At 39.9% G+C, this 14690-nt stretch carries 12 protein-coding genes; 5 read left to right on the top strand and 7 right to left on the bottom strand.

The features are described from left to right. Positions 1-2 precede the first annotated feature (2 nt). The 3 genes from ACE01U_RS05415 to ACE01U_RS05405 are packed head-to-tail and all read right to left on the bottom strand — an operon-like array spanning position 3 to position 3684. On the bottom strand, positions 3-1475 hold the full coding sequence (locus tag ACE01U_RS05415) for a sulfite reductase subunit alpha (protein ID WP_086208062.1): 1473 nt from the start codon (positions 1473-1475) through the stop codon (positions 3-5). Positions 1476-1484: 9 nt separating this feature from the next. Then, complete coding sequence (locus ACE01U_RS05410) at positions 1485-2075, bottom strand: PepSY-associated TM helix domain-containing protein (RefSeq protein ID WP_086208063.1); 591 nt, start codon at positions 2073-2075, stop codon at positions 1485-1487. A gap of 34 nt (positions 2076-2109) precedes the next feature. Then, on the bottom strand, positions 2110-3684 hold the full coding sequence (locus ACE01U_RS05405; protein ID WP_395578895.1) for a DUF2271 domain-containing protein: 1575 nt from the start codon (positions 3682-3684) through the stop codon (positions 2110-2112). A gap of 323 nt (positions 3685-4007) precedes the next feature. On the opposite strand from ACE01U_RS05405, the gene ACE01U_RS05400 reads away from it, so the two are divergent. Beyond that, positions 4008-4898: a DUF4198 domain-containing protein gene (locus ACE01U_RS05400; protein ID WP_086208065.1), complete on the top strand. Its 891-nt coding sequence runs from the start codon at positions 4008-4010 to the stop codon at positions 4896-4898. 542 nt (positions 4899-5440) lie between these two features. Here the strand turns inward: ACE01U_RS05400 and ACE01U_RS05395 are convergent. Further along, the gene (locus ACE01U_RS05395; protein ID WP_086208066.1) at positions 5441-6940 is read right to left on the bottom strand and encodes a cation:proton antiporter; all 1500 of its coding nucleotides are present in this window, start codon (positions 6938-6940) and stop codon (positions 5441-5443) included. A gap of 223 nt (positions 6941-7163) precedes the next feature. Here ACE01U_RS05395 and ACE01U_RS05390 point away from each other — a divergent pair, with 223 nt between their 5' ends. Further along, the gene (locus ACE01U_RS05390; protein WP_395578894.1) at positions 7164-7721 is read left to right on the top strand and encodes a hypothetical protein; all 558 of its coding nucleotides are present in this window, start codon (positions 7164-7166) and stop codon (positions 7719-7721) included. Positions 7722-7778: 57 nt separating this feature from the next. Here ACE01U_RS05390 and ypfJ read toward each other — a convergent pair whose 3' ends face one another. Both ypfJ and ACE01U_RS05380 read right to left on the bottom strand, forming a co-directional pair. Then, positions 7779-8684, bottom strand: a complete 906-nt coding sequence (gene ypfJ, locus ACE01U_RS05385) for a KPN_02809 family neutral zinc metallopeptidase (RefSeq protein ID WP_395578893.1) — start codon at positions 8682-8684, stop codon at positions 7779-7781. Between the two features lie 41 nt (positions 8685-8725). Continuing rightward, positions 8726-9652: a DUF808 domain-containing protein gene (locus ACE01U_RS05380; protein ID WP_110974360.1), complete on the bottom strand. Its 927-nt coding sequence runs from the start codon at positions 9650-9652 to the stop codon at positions 8726-8728. 198 nt (positions 9653-9850) lie between these two features. Here ACE01U_RS05380 and trpS point away from each other — a divergent pair, with 198 nt between their 5' ends. The 3 genes from trpS (at position 9851) to ACE01U_RS05365 (ending at position 13737) form a co-directional block, all read left to right on the top strand. Further along, entirely contained in the window at positions 9851-10864 is a 1014-nt protein-coding gene (gene trpS / locus ACE01U_RS05375) for a tryptophan--tRNA ligase (RefSeq protein WP_395578892.1), read from the top strand. A gap of 461 nt (positions 10865-11325) precedes the next feature. After that, positions 11326-11970, top strand: a complete 645-nt coding sequence (locus tag ACE01U_RS05370; protein ID WP_086208071.1) for a YqiJ family protein — start codon at positions 11326-11328, stop codon at positions 11968-11970. Between the two features lie 48 nt (positions 11971-12018). Continuing rightward, positions 12019-13737: a flotillin family protein gene (locus ACE01U_RS05365; protein WP_395578891.1), complete on the top strand. Its 1719-nt coding sequence runs from the start codon at positions 12019-12021 to the stop codon at positions 13735-13737. 279 nt (positions 13738-14016) lie between these two features. On the opposite strand, the gene ACE01U_RS05360 is transcribed toward ACE01U_RS05365, so the two are convergent. After that, complete coding sequence (locus ACE01U_RS05360; RefSeq protein WP_291373579.1) at positions 14017-14448, bottom strand: hypothetical protein; 432 nt, start codon at positions 14446-14448, stop codon at positions 14017-14019. Between the last annotated feature and the right edge of the window lie 242 nt (positions 14449-14690).

Here is a 14690-nt window from a genome sequence, read left to right as displayed (position 1 = left end):
CCTTAATACACATCGCGTTGATAACGCTGTTGCTGCTTAAGCTGTTCTACGTGTTCATGCCCTAAAATCTCTTTGAGGACTTGATCCACACCACTCGCCATGCCTTGTAAACTACCACAGACATATATCGCTGCGCCTTGTGCAATCCATGCTTGTAATTGAACCGATTGTGTTCTTAGACAATCTTGCACATAGATTTTTTCAGCCTGATCCCGTGAAAAAGCATAATCCACCTGATCCAGAAAACCATGCTGCTGCCAATAGCGAATCTCTGTTTGGTATAAATGATCAAACTGCTGCTGTCTTTCACCAAAAATCAGCCAATTGTTTTTATATCCCCAATGCTCACGTTGGCGTAAATGTGCAACTAGACCTGCGATTCCCGTACCATTGCCAATTAAAATCAGTGGTCGCTCATCATGAGCTAAGTGGAAACTTGGGTTATGACGTATATTGGCTTGCAGTGATTGATCTTGCTCCAACCCCACCGTCAACCAACCTGAACCTAAACCTAAACCCGATTCAGTCTGTTGCTGCCTCACCACCAATTCGATTAAACCATTTTCAGGCAAACTCGCAATCGAATATTCACGCTGAGCTAGAGATTCAAATTGTGTAATCCATTCTGCAAATGGAAGCGAGGCTCTAGGTGGTAGTTTTCTTAAATTTAAGCGGCGTAGTTGAGGAATGAAATCCACTGCATCTTTTTGCTGTTGTGCTACTAAAAAATCGTGAATATCAGTCGTATTATTTTCACATTGAATTTCTAAAATATCACCTGACGACCAAACCAAATCTTGTTCGAAACTCAACTGAATTTTATAAATTGCGTCCCCGATACTGCCTTTATTCAGGCATTGGCGATGAGCAAATTTTAATTCCACACTCTCTTTTTCAATGGATAGCGCTGAAAACTGAGTGGTGGTTAACTGCTCCAAGCCCAGTAACCATTGTTCTAAATCACGACTATTGAGTTGATCCACAAGAACCGTCGGAAATAAAGCCTGAGCTTTCTGCTTCACTAACCATTGTTCCAATGTTTGTCCAAACTGACAAAAATTCGCATAGCGTTTATCACCCAATGCGAGCACTGCAAATGATAAGTGCGATAAATCTAAAGATTGGGACAATATTTTATGGACAAATGACTGAGCTGCATCAGGTGCATCACCTTCGCCATAAGTACTCACTACCCATAAAATACGTTGATGTTGGGTTAAGTCAGCAATGCTCAATTCTTGAATATTACGAATTGTAGTGTGATGATCAATTAAACGTAATTGCTCAGTCGTATGCTTTGCCCAAGATTCAGCATGTCCCGATTGACTGGCATACACCACTAAATAAGCAGGGTGATCTTGATTCGCTTTTTGCTTAGCATGACGTTGTTGCCATAACAACCAAACGATTATAAAAAGATGTAGGCTCAATAATATTGCCAATATCACAATAATCGTCAGTACAGCTTGAGTCATCCTTTCACCTTAAATAGCAGACCAAATGAGCAAAATAATTGCCGATAAACTACATGCTGTTAAAAGCAAATGTGTCACTAAACGGGTTTTAATGGTCAGGAACAGAATATAGCCTGCTAACGATAATAAAATAATGATGATTGCACTGATATCAATCAACCAATGCCAAGCTGTTCCAACATTTTTTCCACGATGCAGATCATTCAATAGTGAAACAGTAGTGGCTGGTTTCTGCGTCATCTCAACATCACCATTGTCGAGCAATACCCATAAGTCTGTTGAACCTGCTGGGCTTTCGAGACGAATCATCACTTCACCATCCATCACTTCGCTACTTTTATAACGACCAATCAAAGGTTGTTTTGTACGAACATATTCAACAATACTTTGACTTGGGTTCTCTTGTTTTTGCAGAGACTCAACCAGTGTTGGCGGCAAAGTGAATGTGGTGGTCTGCTCTTCATTCTTTGATTTAAACCAATCAGGGTTATTGAGAAATAGGCCTGTGGCAGCAAAGAAGATCAAAACGATAAAGGCAAAGGCAGAAAGCCAACCATGCACATAACGTGCATGGCGGTAAAAATCACGGCGTTGATACAAGGGACTAGCCTCATAGATGGAGTGATGCTAAAGCTTAAGCACCACGTTGGAAATTCAGTTTAACTGTACCAATTTCTGCTTGAGCAGGAAGCGTTTGTGTCGCTGATTTTGGTGTGACATTCAACTCAATGGTTTGATAAGAGTGATCACCATGTTCACGCGAGGTTTCAATATGAATGATATATTTACCCGCTTTCACCATTTTACCCACTTCGTCTTTACCATCCCACGCCAACTTATATTGTCCTGGTTGACGTGAAGGTTTTGCAACTGCATCTAGGTTTGGCATTTGACGACCATATCGACGCCACCAAACATAGTTAGAGTTAATCCACTTCTCATCTTTACCCCAAACCGCTAGAGTGCGCACAATCTTTTTATCGCTGTCCGTCACCCAAACTGAAACATAAGGCGCACGATAGTTATCGACAGCAATCTTTGGAATATTCACTTCTAACTGAGCTTGATAGCCCTTTGGCCAAGCGGTTGCTGCGCCATTCGCCGCAACATGACGCATTAGAGCAGGTTGATTGGCATCTAATAATGATGACCAACCTGAACTTTGATAACGTGTACCATCTGTTGCAACAAGCTGAGCCTCATAACCGACGAGTTGTTCAATCAATTGCATGCCTTCATGCGCAGGCATTGCGGTTAATGCCGTTGCCAATGCATCTGAATCCGCAGCACATTGTCCAACGACAACACATTGTTCAACGTTCTGAATCGGTTGCCCTGTGTGTGGGTTTAACAAATGTGATTGATCTGCGAATCCACGATAGCCTTGACCACTAAAAGCCACTGCTTGATCTTTCAGGTTGAGTACCTGAGTTGGTGCAACATTATCAAAACGTTCATTCGGGTCTTGTATACCGACTTTCCAGCCTGCTTGTTGAGGTGATTGCCCCCAAACACGCATATCACCACCAATATCAATCAGAATCCCTTGTAAATGTGGCACAGCTTGTTTTGCCGCCAACAAAGCACGGTCAATCACATAACCTTTGGCATAAGCATCAGGTGCGATTTTAACTGCTGATGGTGTTTTAATCTGCTTGGTTACAGGATTCAGTTCAATACTCTGAGTTTGTAACTGACGCAATAATGATTCTTGAGTATTGTCATCTAAACGTTGAACTTGATTGCTTTGTTCCCATAGCTGGGTCAATTGCCCCAAACGTGCATCAAAGCCGCCACACGTTGCACTGCGCCATTGTTCACAAGCTGCGACAACATCATAAAGCTCAGATGAAGCCGAGATTTGGTGTTCACGATTTAATTGGCTAATTTCACTATCATCACGCCAAACTGAAAGAATCTGATCAAGTCGAGCAATTTCTGTCTGAATCGCTTGTAATGCCTTTTCTGCATCTTGTTGCTGAGATGTCGTAACCACAACATCTAAAGAAGTACCTAGCACATGATCTTGATGGAAACGATAACTTGGGGCTTGAACTGACTCTGATTGTTGTATCACATTCTCACTGAGACTTTGCTCATTGGCTTGAATCGCTGTGATTGGTGACATGAATACAGCCAACGCTGCCATCAACGGTGATAAACGGAAGATTATCTGTACTGGGCGGAAAAGTTGTTGAGTTGATGACATACTAGGGGTTCCATGCTCCAAGACTTACTTCAAATTTAGTGCTGTATAAATTTTAAAGTAATGTTCTTAACTCTATCTTAATGCTCATCTGGTGTTTAGCGATATCACAGTTTAAATACTGACCATATTTTCAGTAAAATCAATAAGATCAATCAAAATTTAGACGCTACACAAACAAGGGAAATAACTTTTAATTGATCATCTATTTTTTCAGATGGCTGATTAAAAATTTATCGAAATAATATTGAAATTGATACTCGTTATCAAGTAAATTGTCACAAATATTTGCCATTTTTGCTTATTTATCTTTATAAGGAAGTCTCATGCGTCAGTTCATTACGATTGCATTACTGTCTGCGCTACCAACATTAAGTTTTGCTCATACCGCTAGCCCTTTTTTATTGCCAGAAGTATTTGATAGTAAATCTGATAGTGTAAGTTTCCAAAGTAGTATCACTGTAGAAAAATTCTTTGTTCCAAGCCGTAACTTCAAAACCAGTTATCAAGTTACAAATCCCAATGGTAAAACTGAATCAATCAACGCCGCAGCAGAACTGAAAAAATTTAATATCGCTGAGTTCAATTTAAACGATGACGGCACCTATCGGATCCGTACAAAAGAGGCGACGGGGAACCCAACCAAATACGCTTTAGTTGATGGGCATTGGCTACGTGTACGCCCACCACGTCCTGCAAATGCAGCACCAATGCAACAACCGCCAGCAAATGCTGAACAAAAAGCCCCTCAACAAGCCCCTGCAAATCAGCCGCCTCGTTTTGTTGCTGAAGACCAAGTTCCTGCAAATGCAAAAACCGTACAAACAACCAATATCTATATTGCTGAAAGTTTTGTGACCAAAGGCAAACCAAGCCCAATCCCGAATGTTGAAAACAAAGGTTTTGAGTTTAAGTTTTTAACTCATCCTAATGAGCTATTTACAGGCGAATCATTAAAAGCACAAGTTTTGATGAATGGCAAAGCCGTTCCTAACTTAGAGGTTGATGTATTTAAAGGTGCAAGTAGTTACCAACCAAATGCAAAACGCGACCAACCACCTGTAAAAACCAATGCTAAAGGTGAAGTAGAGGTTAAATTTAATGAAGCTGGTATTTATTTAATTACGACAGCCTATCCAGAAGCAAGCCCAGACAGTACCAAACAACCTGCCGCTCAAACCTACACCTATAGCGTGACTGTAGAAGTAACAGAATAACTCGATTTGGCACTTACAACCCTGTAAGTGCCACTTTATTCGATTGTGTCATTTAGTTCGTTTCACATACCATCTTTTTATTCTCTTACTCATCCTTATATTTACGGCTCACCATCCACAATACGAGCAGATTAATAGCGTTCTTGCATAAGTCGTTTTTTGAGCTGTATTGAAATCATAATGAAAGTTCTCTCTCCTTTTTAAACGGTAAGGCTAGAGATAGTATTTATATGAAGAATATCCCTTCATCCTCACCTTATCACCAAGAGAGAAGTGACTTTCGACACTTATTTTGTTGCCAGTGAATAATCATTTTTTGACTTTTGTAAGAGCTCTAATACAGTCAAATAACCATTACATGCAGACTGCATCTAATCCATTTCTTTCCCAAATCAAAAGTAATCAAACAAAAAAGCATTTTCATTGAAATTTAATATTCTCTGAAAATGCCTGATATAAATGAAACTCAATACGTTTCATCATCTATTAAATGTATAAAAGAACATCTATATCTCAATTATGGTATTAGTACAGCCAAATAACTAAAAATTATCAGGACTTTCCAAACGTTTCACTTCTTGGACTCGCTCAGGATTATGCACTGCTGCAATACCATCATCGGCTTTAATATCAATCAAGGCCTCTGGCTGATAAACGATAATAGTTTCATTGCCTTGCGTATCTTCACCTATGATATACTTAAACCCTTTACGGTTCATTCTATTGCATAATCGTTGATACCAGCCCTTAAAACCAGTCTTTTCCTCATTCGGATTGTAGTAAAAAGCATTCATAACTGCTGGTAATCCCAAACCACAAACAACCCCTGAGAGCAACACTGCGATAAAGGTATAGCCGATCAGGATACTGCTGTATTCGCTCAACTCGGGTACGTTGGCAACAGCTAAGATCAGCGCTAGAGAAATTCCCCCACGCACCCCACCCCATGACAGAATAGCCAAACTACCGTTATAGCTTTTCTTACGGAAAGATGGGAAAAAAGCAAAAGATAAATAGTTGGCTGCAAAACGTGAAGCATGCAGAATAATAAAAGCGACGATGCCACCAAAGATCAAACTAAAACTGAGATCTAAAATAAACAGTTCCAAACCAATTAAGGTAAATAAGAACGAGTTAATAATCCCTTCAACCGTATGCCAAAAATGGTTTACTTCACGTATTTCACGTTCTTGTAAAATTTCTTTCCACTTGTTCCCTACGATCAAACCACCTATAACGCATGCAATCGGTGCTGAGGCATGCGCAAACAATGCAACCAAATACGAACCACAAGCCAAGAGTGCTGTGGTTAAAATGAGGGATTCCATTTCGTGCTTACCACGCAGTAAACGCAGAATTCCTAAACCAAATGCCCAACCAATAATAACAGCGACAAAAATTTCATAGAGTAAGGTCTGTAATACACCTATAACAGTAAAGTTTTCACCTTGTAAGACATTTAATAAAGTCATAAACAAGGCAATACACATCGCATCATTAAACAGTGATTCGCCTTCGAGCTTGACCATTAAATGATGTGGTGCACGTATAGAACTGAGCACGCCTTTGATCCCAATCGGATCCGTTGCACCCAATGCGGCACCCAACAGTAAAAGTACCAATAAATCGACATGCTGCCCAATCAGGAACTGATAACCATAGAGCGCCACCCCAAAGAACACGGCACACAATACCAGCGCAATACTGGCTAAAATACTGATCGGTTTCCAATGACTACGTAAATCTGAAACTTTGAACTTCAATGCGGATGAGGTCAAAATGAAGCAGATCACACCATTGATTAGAAAGTCATAAAAATCAATGTGCCGTACAGCATCTTCAATGTTATGAATATTGATGGTTATAAACTGATTGCCACTTAGCAGACTTGCACCCCACTGCAAAATAAAGACAAAAATAGCAGAAACAATCGGCACGCCGATGGCTTGGGGAAAACCTAAAATACGTTTATTAAAAATAGTGGTTGCAATAGATAATGCAAAAATAACGGTAAAAACTTGTAGAAAAAAATAATTTCCCATTGAACTTCCAAATTGGGCGGTGGGGCTGATTACGACTTTAGATCCTTATTTAGACCATAAATAATGATGCCATAAACATGCTTCGTCAAAATATTCTAATCATTTTTACATCCCAAGCCCGAAAAAAATAATTTTTTTAACATTTCTTTTGATGATGAATTAACATAGTGCCGATGCATGTCTTTTATGCGTGATCTTCCCCATTTTTAAAGTTTGATCTCCTATGCCATTCACCTTTAAAACAGTCTTTCGAATGTTCTTCGCACTGATTATTTTCTTAACAACTTTTGCGTTGTTTTTGACTTGTTTTGCTAAAGGCAAAGATATCTGGCAAGCAGACCAGAATTTTGCCGCAGCACAAAGTTTTAAAATGAACTCTAGCCCTGAGCAAACTTTGGTTTTACTTTCAAATAATAAAGCCCCAGATGAGCATATTTATTTGCATGTGGCGAATCAAGGCTATATTGCTAAACTCAGTTGCGATCATTATTTAACTGACATTTGTGTGGATGACTACAACGAACAACATACCCGTCAAATTCAATCCATTGAACTTTTCAAAGCAGGTCCGTTTAATTATATCCAACAAGTCAGTTATCTCGACACTCGTACTCAGCAAATCAAAACGTTGCGTTACACAGCAGAGCAGATTCAACAATTTTACCGTGCCGATGTGAGTAACTTAAAGTATGTGATTTTTGGTGTATTGCTATTTGCACTCATCGCACTTTATGTAAGCGTGCGTGTTGCACGAAACTTTAAACAATTCTTAAACCGATAAAAATCCAATATATCGAAATAAAAAAGGCGTTTAATCGCCTTTTTTATTACAAATAGCTTAAATTGCCTGATTAAAGGTATCACAACTGTTGAGCTGGCCAGATTTGAATCCTGTCTCAAACCATTTCATACGTTGCTGACTGGTTCCATGGGTAAAGCTATCTGACACAACCTGACCAGTTGCACGCTTTTGCAAGTAATCATCGCCAATCTTATTTGCAGCATCCATGGCTTCTTCAATATCACCCTGTTCTAAGAACTGAGTACGTTGATTATTATGATGCGCCCAGACACCCGCTAAACAGTCAGCTTGTAACTCTTGGCGTACTGATAAAGCATTGCCTTGAGTTTGTGAACCCTGCGCACGTGCCTGCTGCACCTGTTCAGAAATACCCAAAAGCGTCTGAATATGATGCCCGACTTCATGCGCGACGACATAAGCTTGAGCAAAGTCACCCGCTTGGTCTTGACGGTTCAGTTCGGTTTGGTTTTGTTCACCACCAATCCCCATCTGCGTACGCATATCTTTAAAGAAAGCGGTGTCGATATATACTTTTTGATCTGCAGGGCAGTAAAACGGTCCCATCGCAGATTGAGCAGTACCACAACCTGAATTCACCGCGCCAGAAAACATCACCAACTTCGGTGGGACATATTGCTGCCCTAACTGCTGTTGGAACACTTGGCTCCACGTGTCCTCGGTATCTGCCAGTACTGTCCCAACAAATTCAATAGCCTCTTGCTGGTCAGGTGTCGGATTCTCCAAACCTTGAGTTTCAGATGTTCCCGTTTGAGCCGTCACTTGCTTGGTGGCTTGATACGCCTGCTGTGGGTCGACGCCCAAAAACTTCCATGCCACAAATGCCACAATCAACCCTAAGATGCTGATCCCACCTGCTTTAACACCGCCACCACCGCGACGATCTTCTACATTACTACTGACTCGACGTCCCTTCCAACGCATAGCACGCTTCCTTTTTCTAATTCATGCCTAACTGATTCAGTTTATGCCTTTTTTGACGTCGGCCAAACTTTTTTAATCAAACTTACGATAGCTAAAACAATCAAACCCGCCACAAAACCAATCACCAGATTTATCAATGTTGGTGTCAATGCACCTACGATGCTACCCACAGTTGGGATATGTTCAGCATAATCCACTGAACCTTCAGTGAAATGATGTAATAAAGGCACACCATGCGAAATGATGCCCCCCCCCACCAAAAACATCGCGATCGTTCCCACAATGGTCAAAGTCTTCATCAACTTCGGTGCAAAAGCCAATAAACCACGACCAATACTTTGCTTCACAGAAGACGCCTGTTCAGTCAAATACAATCCCAAATCATCAATTTTGACAATCATTGCGACAAAACCATATACCCCTACTGTCATAATGATAGCAATTACGGATAGCACCATGACTTTGGTCGAAAAAGTAGCAGCAGCTACAGTTCCTAATGAAATTACCACAATTTCTGCCGACAAAATAAAGTCGGTACGAATCGCCCCTTTGACCTTATCTTTTTCAAAAGTTGCCAAATCCGTTTCAATCGCTGCTATTTCATGACTGGCTTCTTCTTCAGTTTTGGCTTTTTTATGATGCAGGCTGTGTAAAACTTTCTCCACCCCTTCATAGCATAGAAATAAACCACCAATCATAAGTAAAGGCGTAATCAACCACGGGGCAACCACACTAATCAACAGCGCAGCAGGGACTAAAATCAGTTTATTAATAAATGAGCCTTTGGCCACCGCCCAAACTACAGGCAACTCACGGTCAGTACGAACTCCACTCACCTGCTGCGCATTTAGAGCTAAGTCATCACCAAGAACCCCTGCTGTTTTCTTCGCTGCCATTTTACTCATGACAGCAACGTCATCTAATATCGTGGCAATATCGTCTAGTAATATTAATAAGCTACTCGCCATTTATTTTTATCCATCTTAAGAATTTTGACATTTTAATCTGTGATTTAGCCTTTTGAATATTTGTTTTTTGAAATTTGCCTGAATTTTATATTTTTTTCGCTCCCATTTTTTTAACACTGACATTCAAAAAGATTATGCCGTACAATGTCTGCATTCTTTGAAAATAGCATGTCGCTAAGACGACTTTGGAAATAAGTAATGAGTAATCAAGACAACCGTCCTGTGATTTTGACAGGCGACCGTCCAACGGGACAACTTCATTTAGGGCACTTTGTAGGATCTTTACGTTCTCGCGTAGGTTTACAGGATTCTCACCATCAGCATTTACTCTTAGCAGATGCACAAGCTTTCACAGACAATGCAGATAACTTTGAAAAAGTACGCCGCAATATTATTGAAGTTGCTACTGATTACTTAGCCGTGGGTATTGACCCAACCAAAACCACCATTTGTGTGCAATCCAGCTTACCTGCACTGAATGAACTGACTATGTTGTATCTCAACTTTGTGACCGTATCTCGTTTAGAGCGTAACCCCACGATCAAATCTGAAATTCAGATGCGTGGTTTTGAGCGTGATATCCCAGCGGGTTTCCTATGCTACCCAGTTGCACAAGCAGCAGATATCACCGCATTTAAAGCAACGGTTGTACCTGTGGGTGAAGACCAAATTCCAATGATCGAACAGACCAATGAAATCGTGCGTCGTTTAAACCGCCAAATTGGTCAAGAATTACTTCCAGAGTGTAAAGCGCTACTTTCGAACGTAGGCCGTTTACCAGGCTTTGATGGCAAAGCCAAAATGTCTAAATCGTTGGGTAATACGATTGTGCTTGATGCATCAGATAAAGACATCAAAAAAGCAGTTAATGCAATGTACACTGATCCGAACCACTTACGTATTGAAGATCCAGGTCAAGTCAAAGGCAATATTGTATTTACTTATTTAGATGCTTTTGATCCAAACAAAGAAGAAGTTGAAGAACTCAAAGCACATTATCGTCGTGGTGGCTTAGGTGATGGTACTGTGAAAAAACGCCTTGAAGGCGTGTTGAAGGAACTGATTACCCCAATTCGTGAACGTCGTATGGAACTTGCAAAAGATCCTGATTACATCATGGATATTTTGAAAACAGGCACAGACAAATGTCGCGACATTACGCAACAAACTTTAGATGAAGTGAAATCTGGTTTAGGCGTATTTCACTTCTAAATTGATTCGCAATTAAAATACGTTTCAATGAGCGACTAGAAGCCTTTCTATTTGAGAAAGGCTTTTTTGAAAATAAAATAAGCTATTTTCAACTTAAAAGTGACATTTTACGTCGCTTGTTAACCTAAATTTACAGTACTTAACGTGAATACTCATGAAATAACCGTCCTCAGCGATTATTATAACTTCATAGCTTAGATTAACCTCTGAGATATAACATTTCTCCTTTTTACCGAAACTGTGTAACAACAGATTCGTAGTTCTACGCAATGAAAACCCCAATCATTGCGTATTTTTTTGTCTGAATTTTATAAAACCACATGCAAACTCTTGCCAATTTATGCTGTAACTCGCTTAGACATTCATTAATTTGGGTGCTATGCTAAAGTTCAGTTTTAATACAATTCTGTTTAAAAATTTATACTTAACAGACAACAGCATAAAAATAGAGAATCTTTTAAATGTGGGAATTATTTACTCACCCTTCTAATTTAATTTTTAGCATTTGTTTATGCCTAATGTTTCTATTGGGGCTTCTGGAACTGATTTTATTGGTTTTTGGTGGAGGTTCACAAGGTTTACTCGACCAATTCTTACCCGATGATCTCAGTACGTCTAAAGATGTTGATATTGCTTTAGATGCTGATCAGGGCTGGCTGAATGCTTTATTAGACTGGCTCTTTATCGGTCGTGTTCCTTTATTGGTCTGGCTGATTATCTTTCTGACTTTATATAGTTTAACTGGCTTTATTCTGCAATCCATAATTCAGAGCTTCACTGCCACATATTTCAGTGCATGGATTATCGCACCACTTTGTCTTGTCGTCTCGATGCCTTTCATTCGCTATAGTGCAATGCTGATTGCCAAGATTTTACCTCAAGATGAAACCACAGCCATTTATAGTGAAGAGCTGATTGGTCGCACAGCTTTGATTGTTTTGGGAGAAGCGAAAGTCAACTCGCCTGCGCAAGCACGCGTAAAAGACCAATTTGGACAAACCCACTATATTATGGTTGAACCCGAAGCTGATATTCATTTTTCACAAGGTCAAGAAGTCATTTTGACCCAAAAAACCCATATTGGCTTTAAGGCCATTTCCGTTTAATCACTTTTTAATTCTTCATTTATAACTTTAAATAAAATCGAGATCATTATGCTCACAAACAATCTCTATAACATTCTTATTCTTGCAGGGATTATCTTTGCTGCCCTCGTCATTATCGGCATTATTATTGCCCGTTTATACCGTCGTTCAAGCAAAGAAATTTCTTTTGTTCGTACTGGTTTTGGTGGTGAAAAGGTCATTTTAGGTGGAGGTGCAATTGTACTACCAGTCCTACATGAAATTATCCCTGTCAATATGAATACCCTGCGCTTAGAAGTTCGTCGTGCCGATGACCAAGCACTAATTACTCGTGACCGTATGCGCGTCGACGTGATGGCAGAATTCTATGTTCGTGTAAAGCCTATGGCTGAGTCGATTGCAATTGCCGCGCAAACCTTGGGTCAAAAAACCATGTCGCCGAATGAGTTAAAAAACTTAGTCGAAGGTAAATTTGTGGACTCACTGCGTGCCGTTGCCGCAGAAATGGCGATGGAAGAGTTACATGAAAAACGTGTAGATTTCGTGCAAAAAGTACAACAAGTGGTGTCTGAAGACTTGCATAAAAACGGCTTAGAACTTGAAACTGTGTCTTTAACAGGTCTAGACCAAACAGGCTTTAAATATTTTAACCCGCAAAATGCCTTCGATGCTGAGGGTTTAACCAAGCTAACTGAAACCATTGAAGACCGCCGTCGTAAACGAAATCACATCGAGCAAGATGCTGACCTTGCCATTAAAACCAAAAACCTAGAAGCAGAACAAGCACGCTTGCAGATCTTACGCGAAGAAGAATACGCAAAACTACAACAAGAACGTGAAATTGCGGTTCGTCGTGCAGAACAACTGGCCGAGATTGCTTCTCAAGAAGCTGTGAAAAAACGTGAAGCAGAAGAGGCACGTATTGCAGCTGAACGTGAAGTTGAACTAAAACGCATCAGTGCTGCACGAGATGTAGAAAGTCAAAATATTCAAAAATCACAAATTATTGAACAAGCTCAGGTTGAACAGAAGAAAACTATTGAACTTGCAGAACAGTCTCGTGCCATTGCAATTGCTGAAAAATCGCGTGAAGAATCCGAAGCCAAAGCCTCTGCTGACCGTGCTCGTGCTGAAGCGGTTAAAGCTGAAGAAGAAGTGATTACAGTCCGTGAAACACAACGTGCTGAGCGTCAAAAAGCTGTTGAATTGGTCGCTGCAAAACAAGCCGCTGAGAAAGATGCAATTGCGATTACCGTGGCTGCTGAAGCAGGTAAACAAGCTGCTGCAGATGATGCCGAAGCAGTTCGTATTGCAGCAGAAGCTCAAGCCGAGCAAGCTCGCTTAAAAGCTAAAGGTGAATCAGATGCCAAAATTCTTTTAGCGCAGGCGATGGAAAAACAATACCAAGTCGATGCCGATGGTACACGTGCAGTGAATGAAGCCAACAATGTACTGTCCCCTGAACAGGTGGAAATGCAAATTCGTTTGGCGCTATTGAAATACTTACCAGAAATCATTCGTGAAAGTGTTAAACCAATGGAAAACATTGATGACATTAAGATCTTACAAGTCAATGGCTTAGGAAATGTAGGCACAGTATCATCAACATCCTCAGATGGCACAGAACAATCCTCTGTAGCACTGTCCGATCAGGTGGTAAACAGTGCCCTACGCTATCGCACTCAAGCACCTTTGATTGATAGTTTAATGAATGAACTAGGGATTCAAGGCGGTGACATTAATGGCTTAACCCAAAGTTTAAAACCACAAAATGTAAAAAGTGCATAAATTTTCTTATCTAAAAAACGCGACGATGAGTCGCGTTTTTTATTCCGTTATCACAGCTTTATCGCTTAAAAGAGGGAAACAGACATTTCAAAAAATCTACTAAACATCTGATTTAAATTCCAAACTGCCCTCATCCCTACTGAAATTAAAGCACTGTTTAGCCGAAACCTAACATCATATTTTTGATGTTTAAAGTCTCCTATACGGAGCCTATGCAAGCATTCTTATTGAGAATATGCTGAACCTATTTGAGCTACACTCTGTATTCACACGCAATCTTTAAAACAGTCGCACCCAAAAAATCCGTATCAACTGCCCACGATCATAGGGAAAACTTGACAGGTACTCATATCCAATTTTATTTCTTTTGTTAACCTTAATTTCTACACCATAACCAAATGAAATGCTAAGCGCATCCAAATCAGAACTGTGAAACTCTCCAGTCCCTAATTTATGGCTCAAACTATCTACATTGTAAGCTGTATAGTTAAATACTCGGATATACTCATTCTCATAAAAATCATTATTCATCAGTGTATAATTTTTTTCTTCTTCTTCATGTTGTTCCGCTAAGTCCTGATAATGATGAAAAATTTCATCGCCCATAAACTCAACCAAATAGACATCTTCATTTTCAGCATAGGCCGTATTAATCGGTAACCATAACAACAATAAAAAACGACTAAAGCACAAATGAATGGAATTCAACATCTATAATATTGTTCTACGAAAAATTAGTATATAAATAAAGAATATAACACAGCCATTCAATAAAATAGCGATCGCAAGCAATACGAAATATCCATGACATTGGCTTTAGCTACAATCCTCACTGTTTTTGTTCAACAGCTTCAGCAGCTTATGGCCATACAATGGATTTCTTGCATCAGTCATTTTTTGAGCTGTATTGAAATCACAATGAAAGTTCCTTCTCCTTTGTAAAGGAGAGGGCT

This window comes from Acinetobacter halobius (assembly GCF_044130335.1).
Classification (GTDB): domain Bacteria; phylum Pseudomonadota; class Gammaproteobacteria; order Pseudomonadales; family Moraxellaceae; genus Acinetobacter.
Note: the sequence above shows the minus strand (reverse complement) of the source record. Positions and strands in the feature narration are given on the sequence as shown.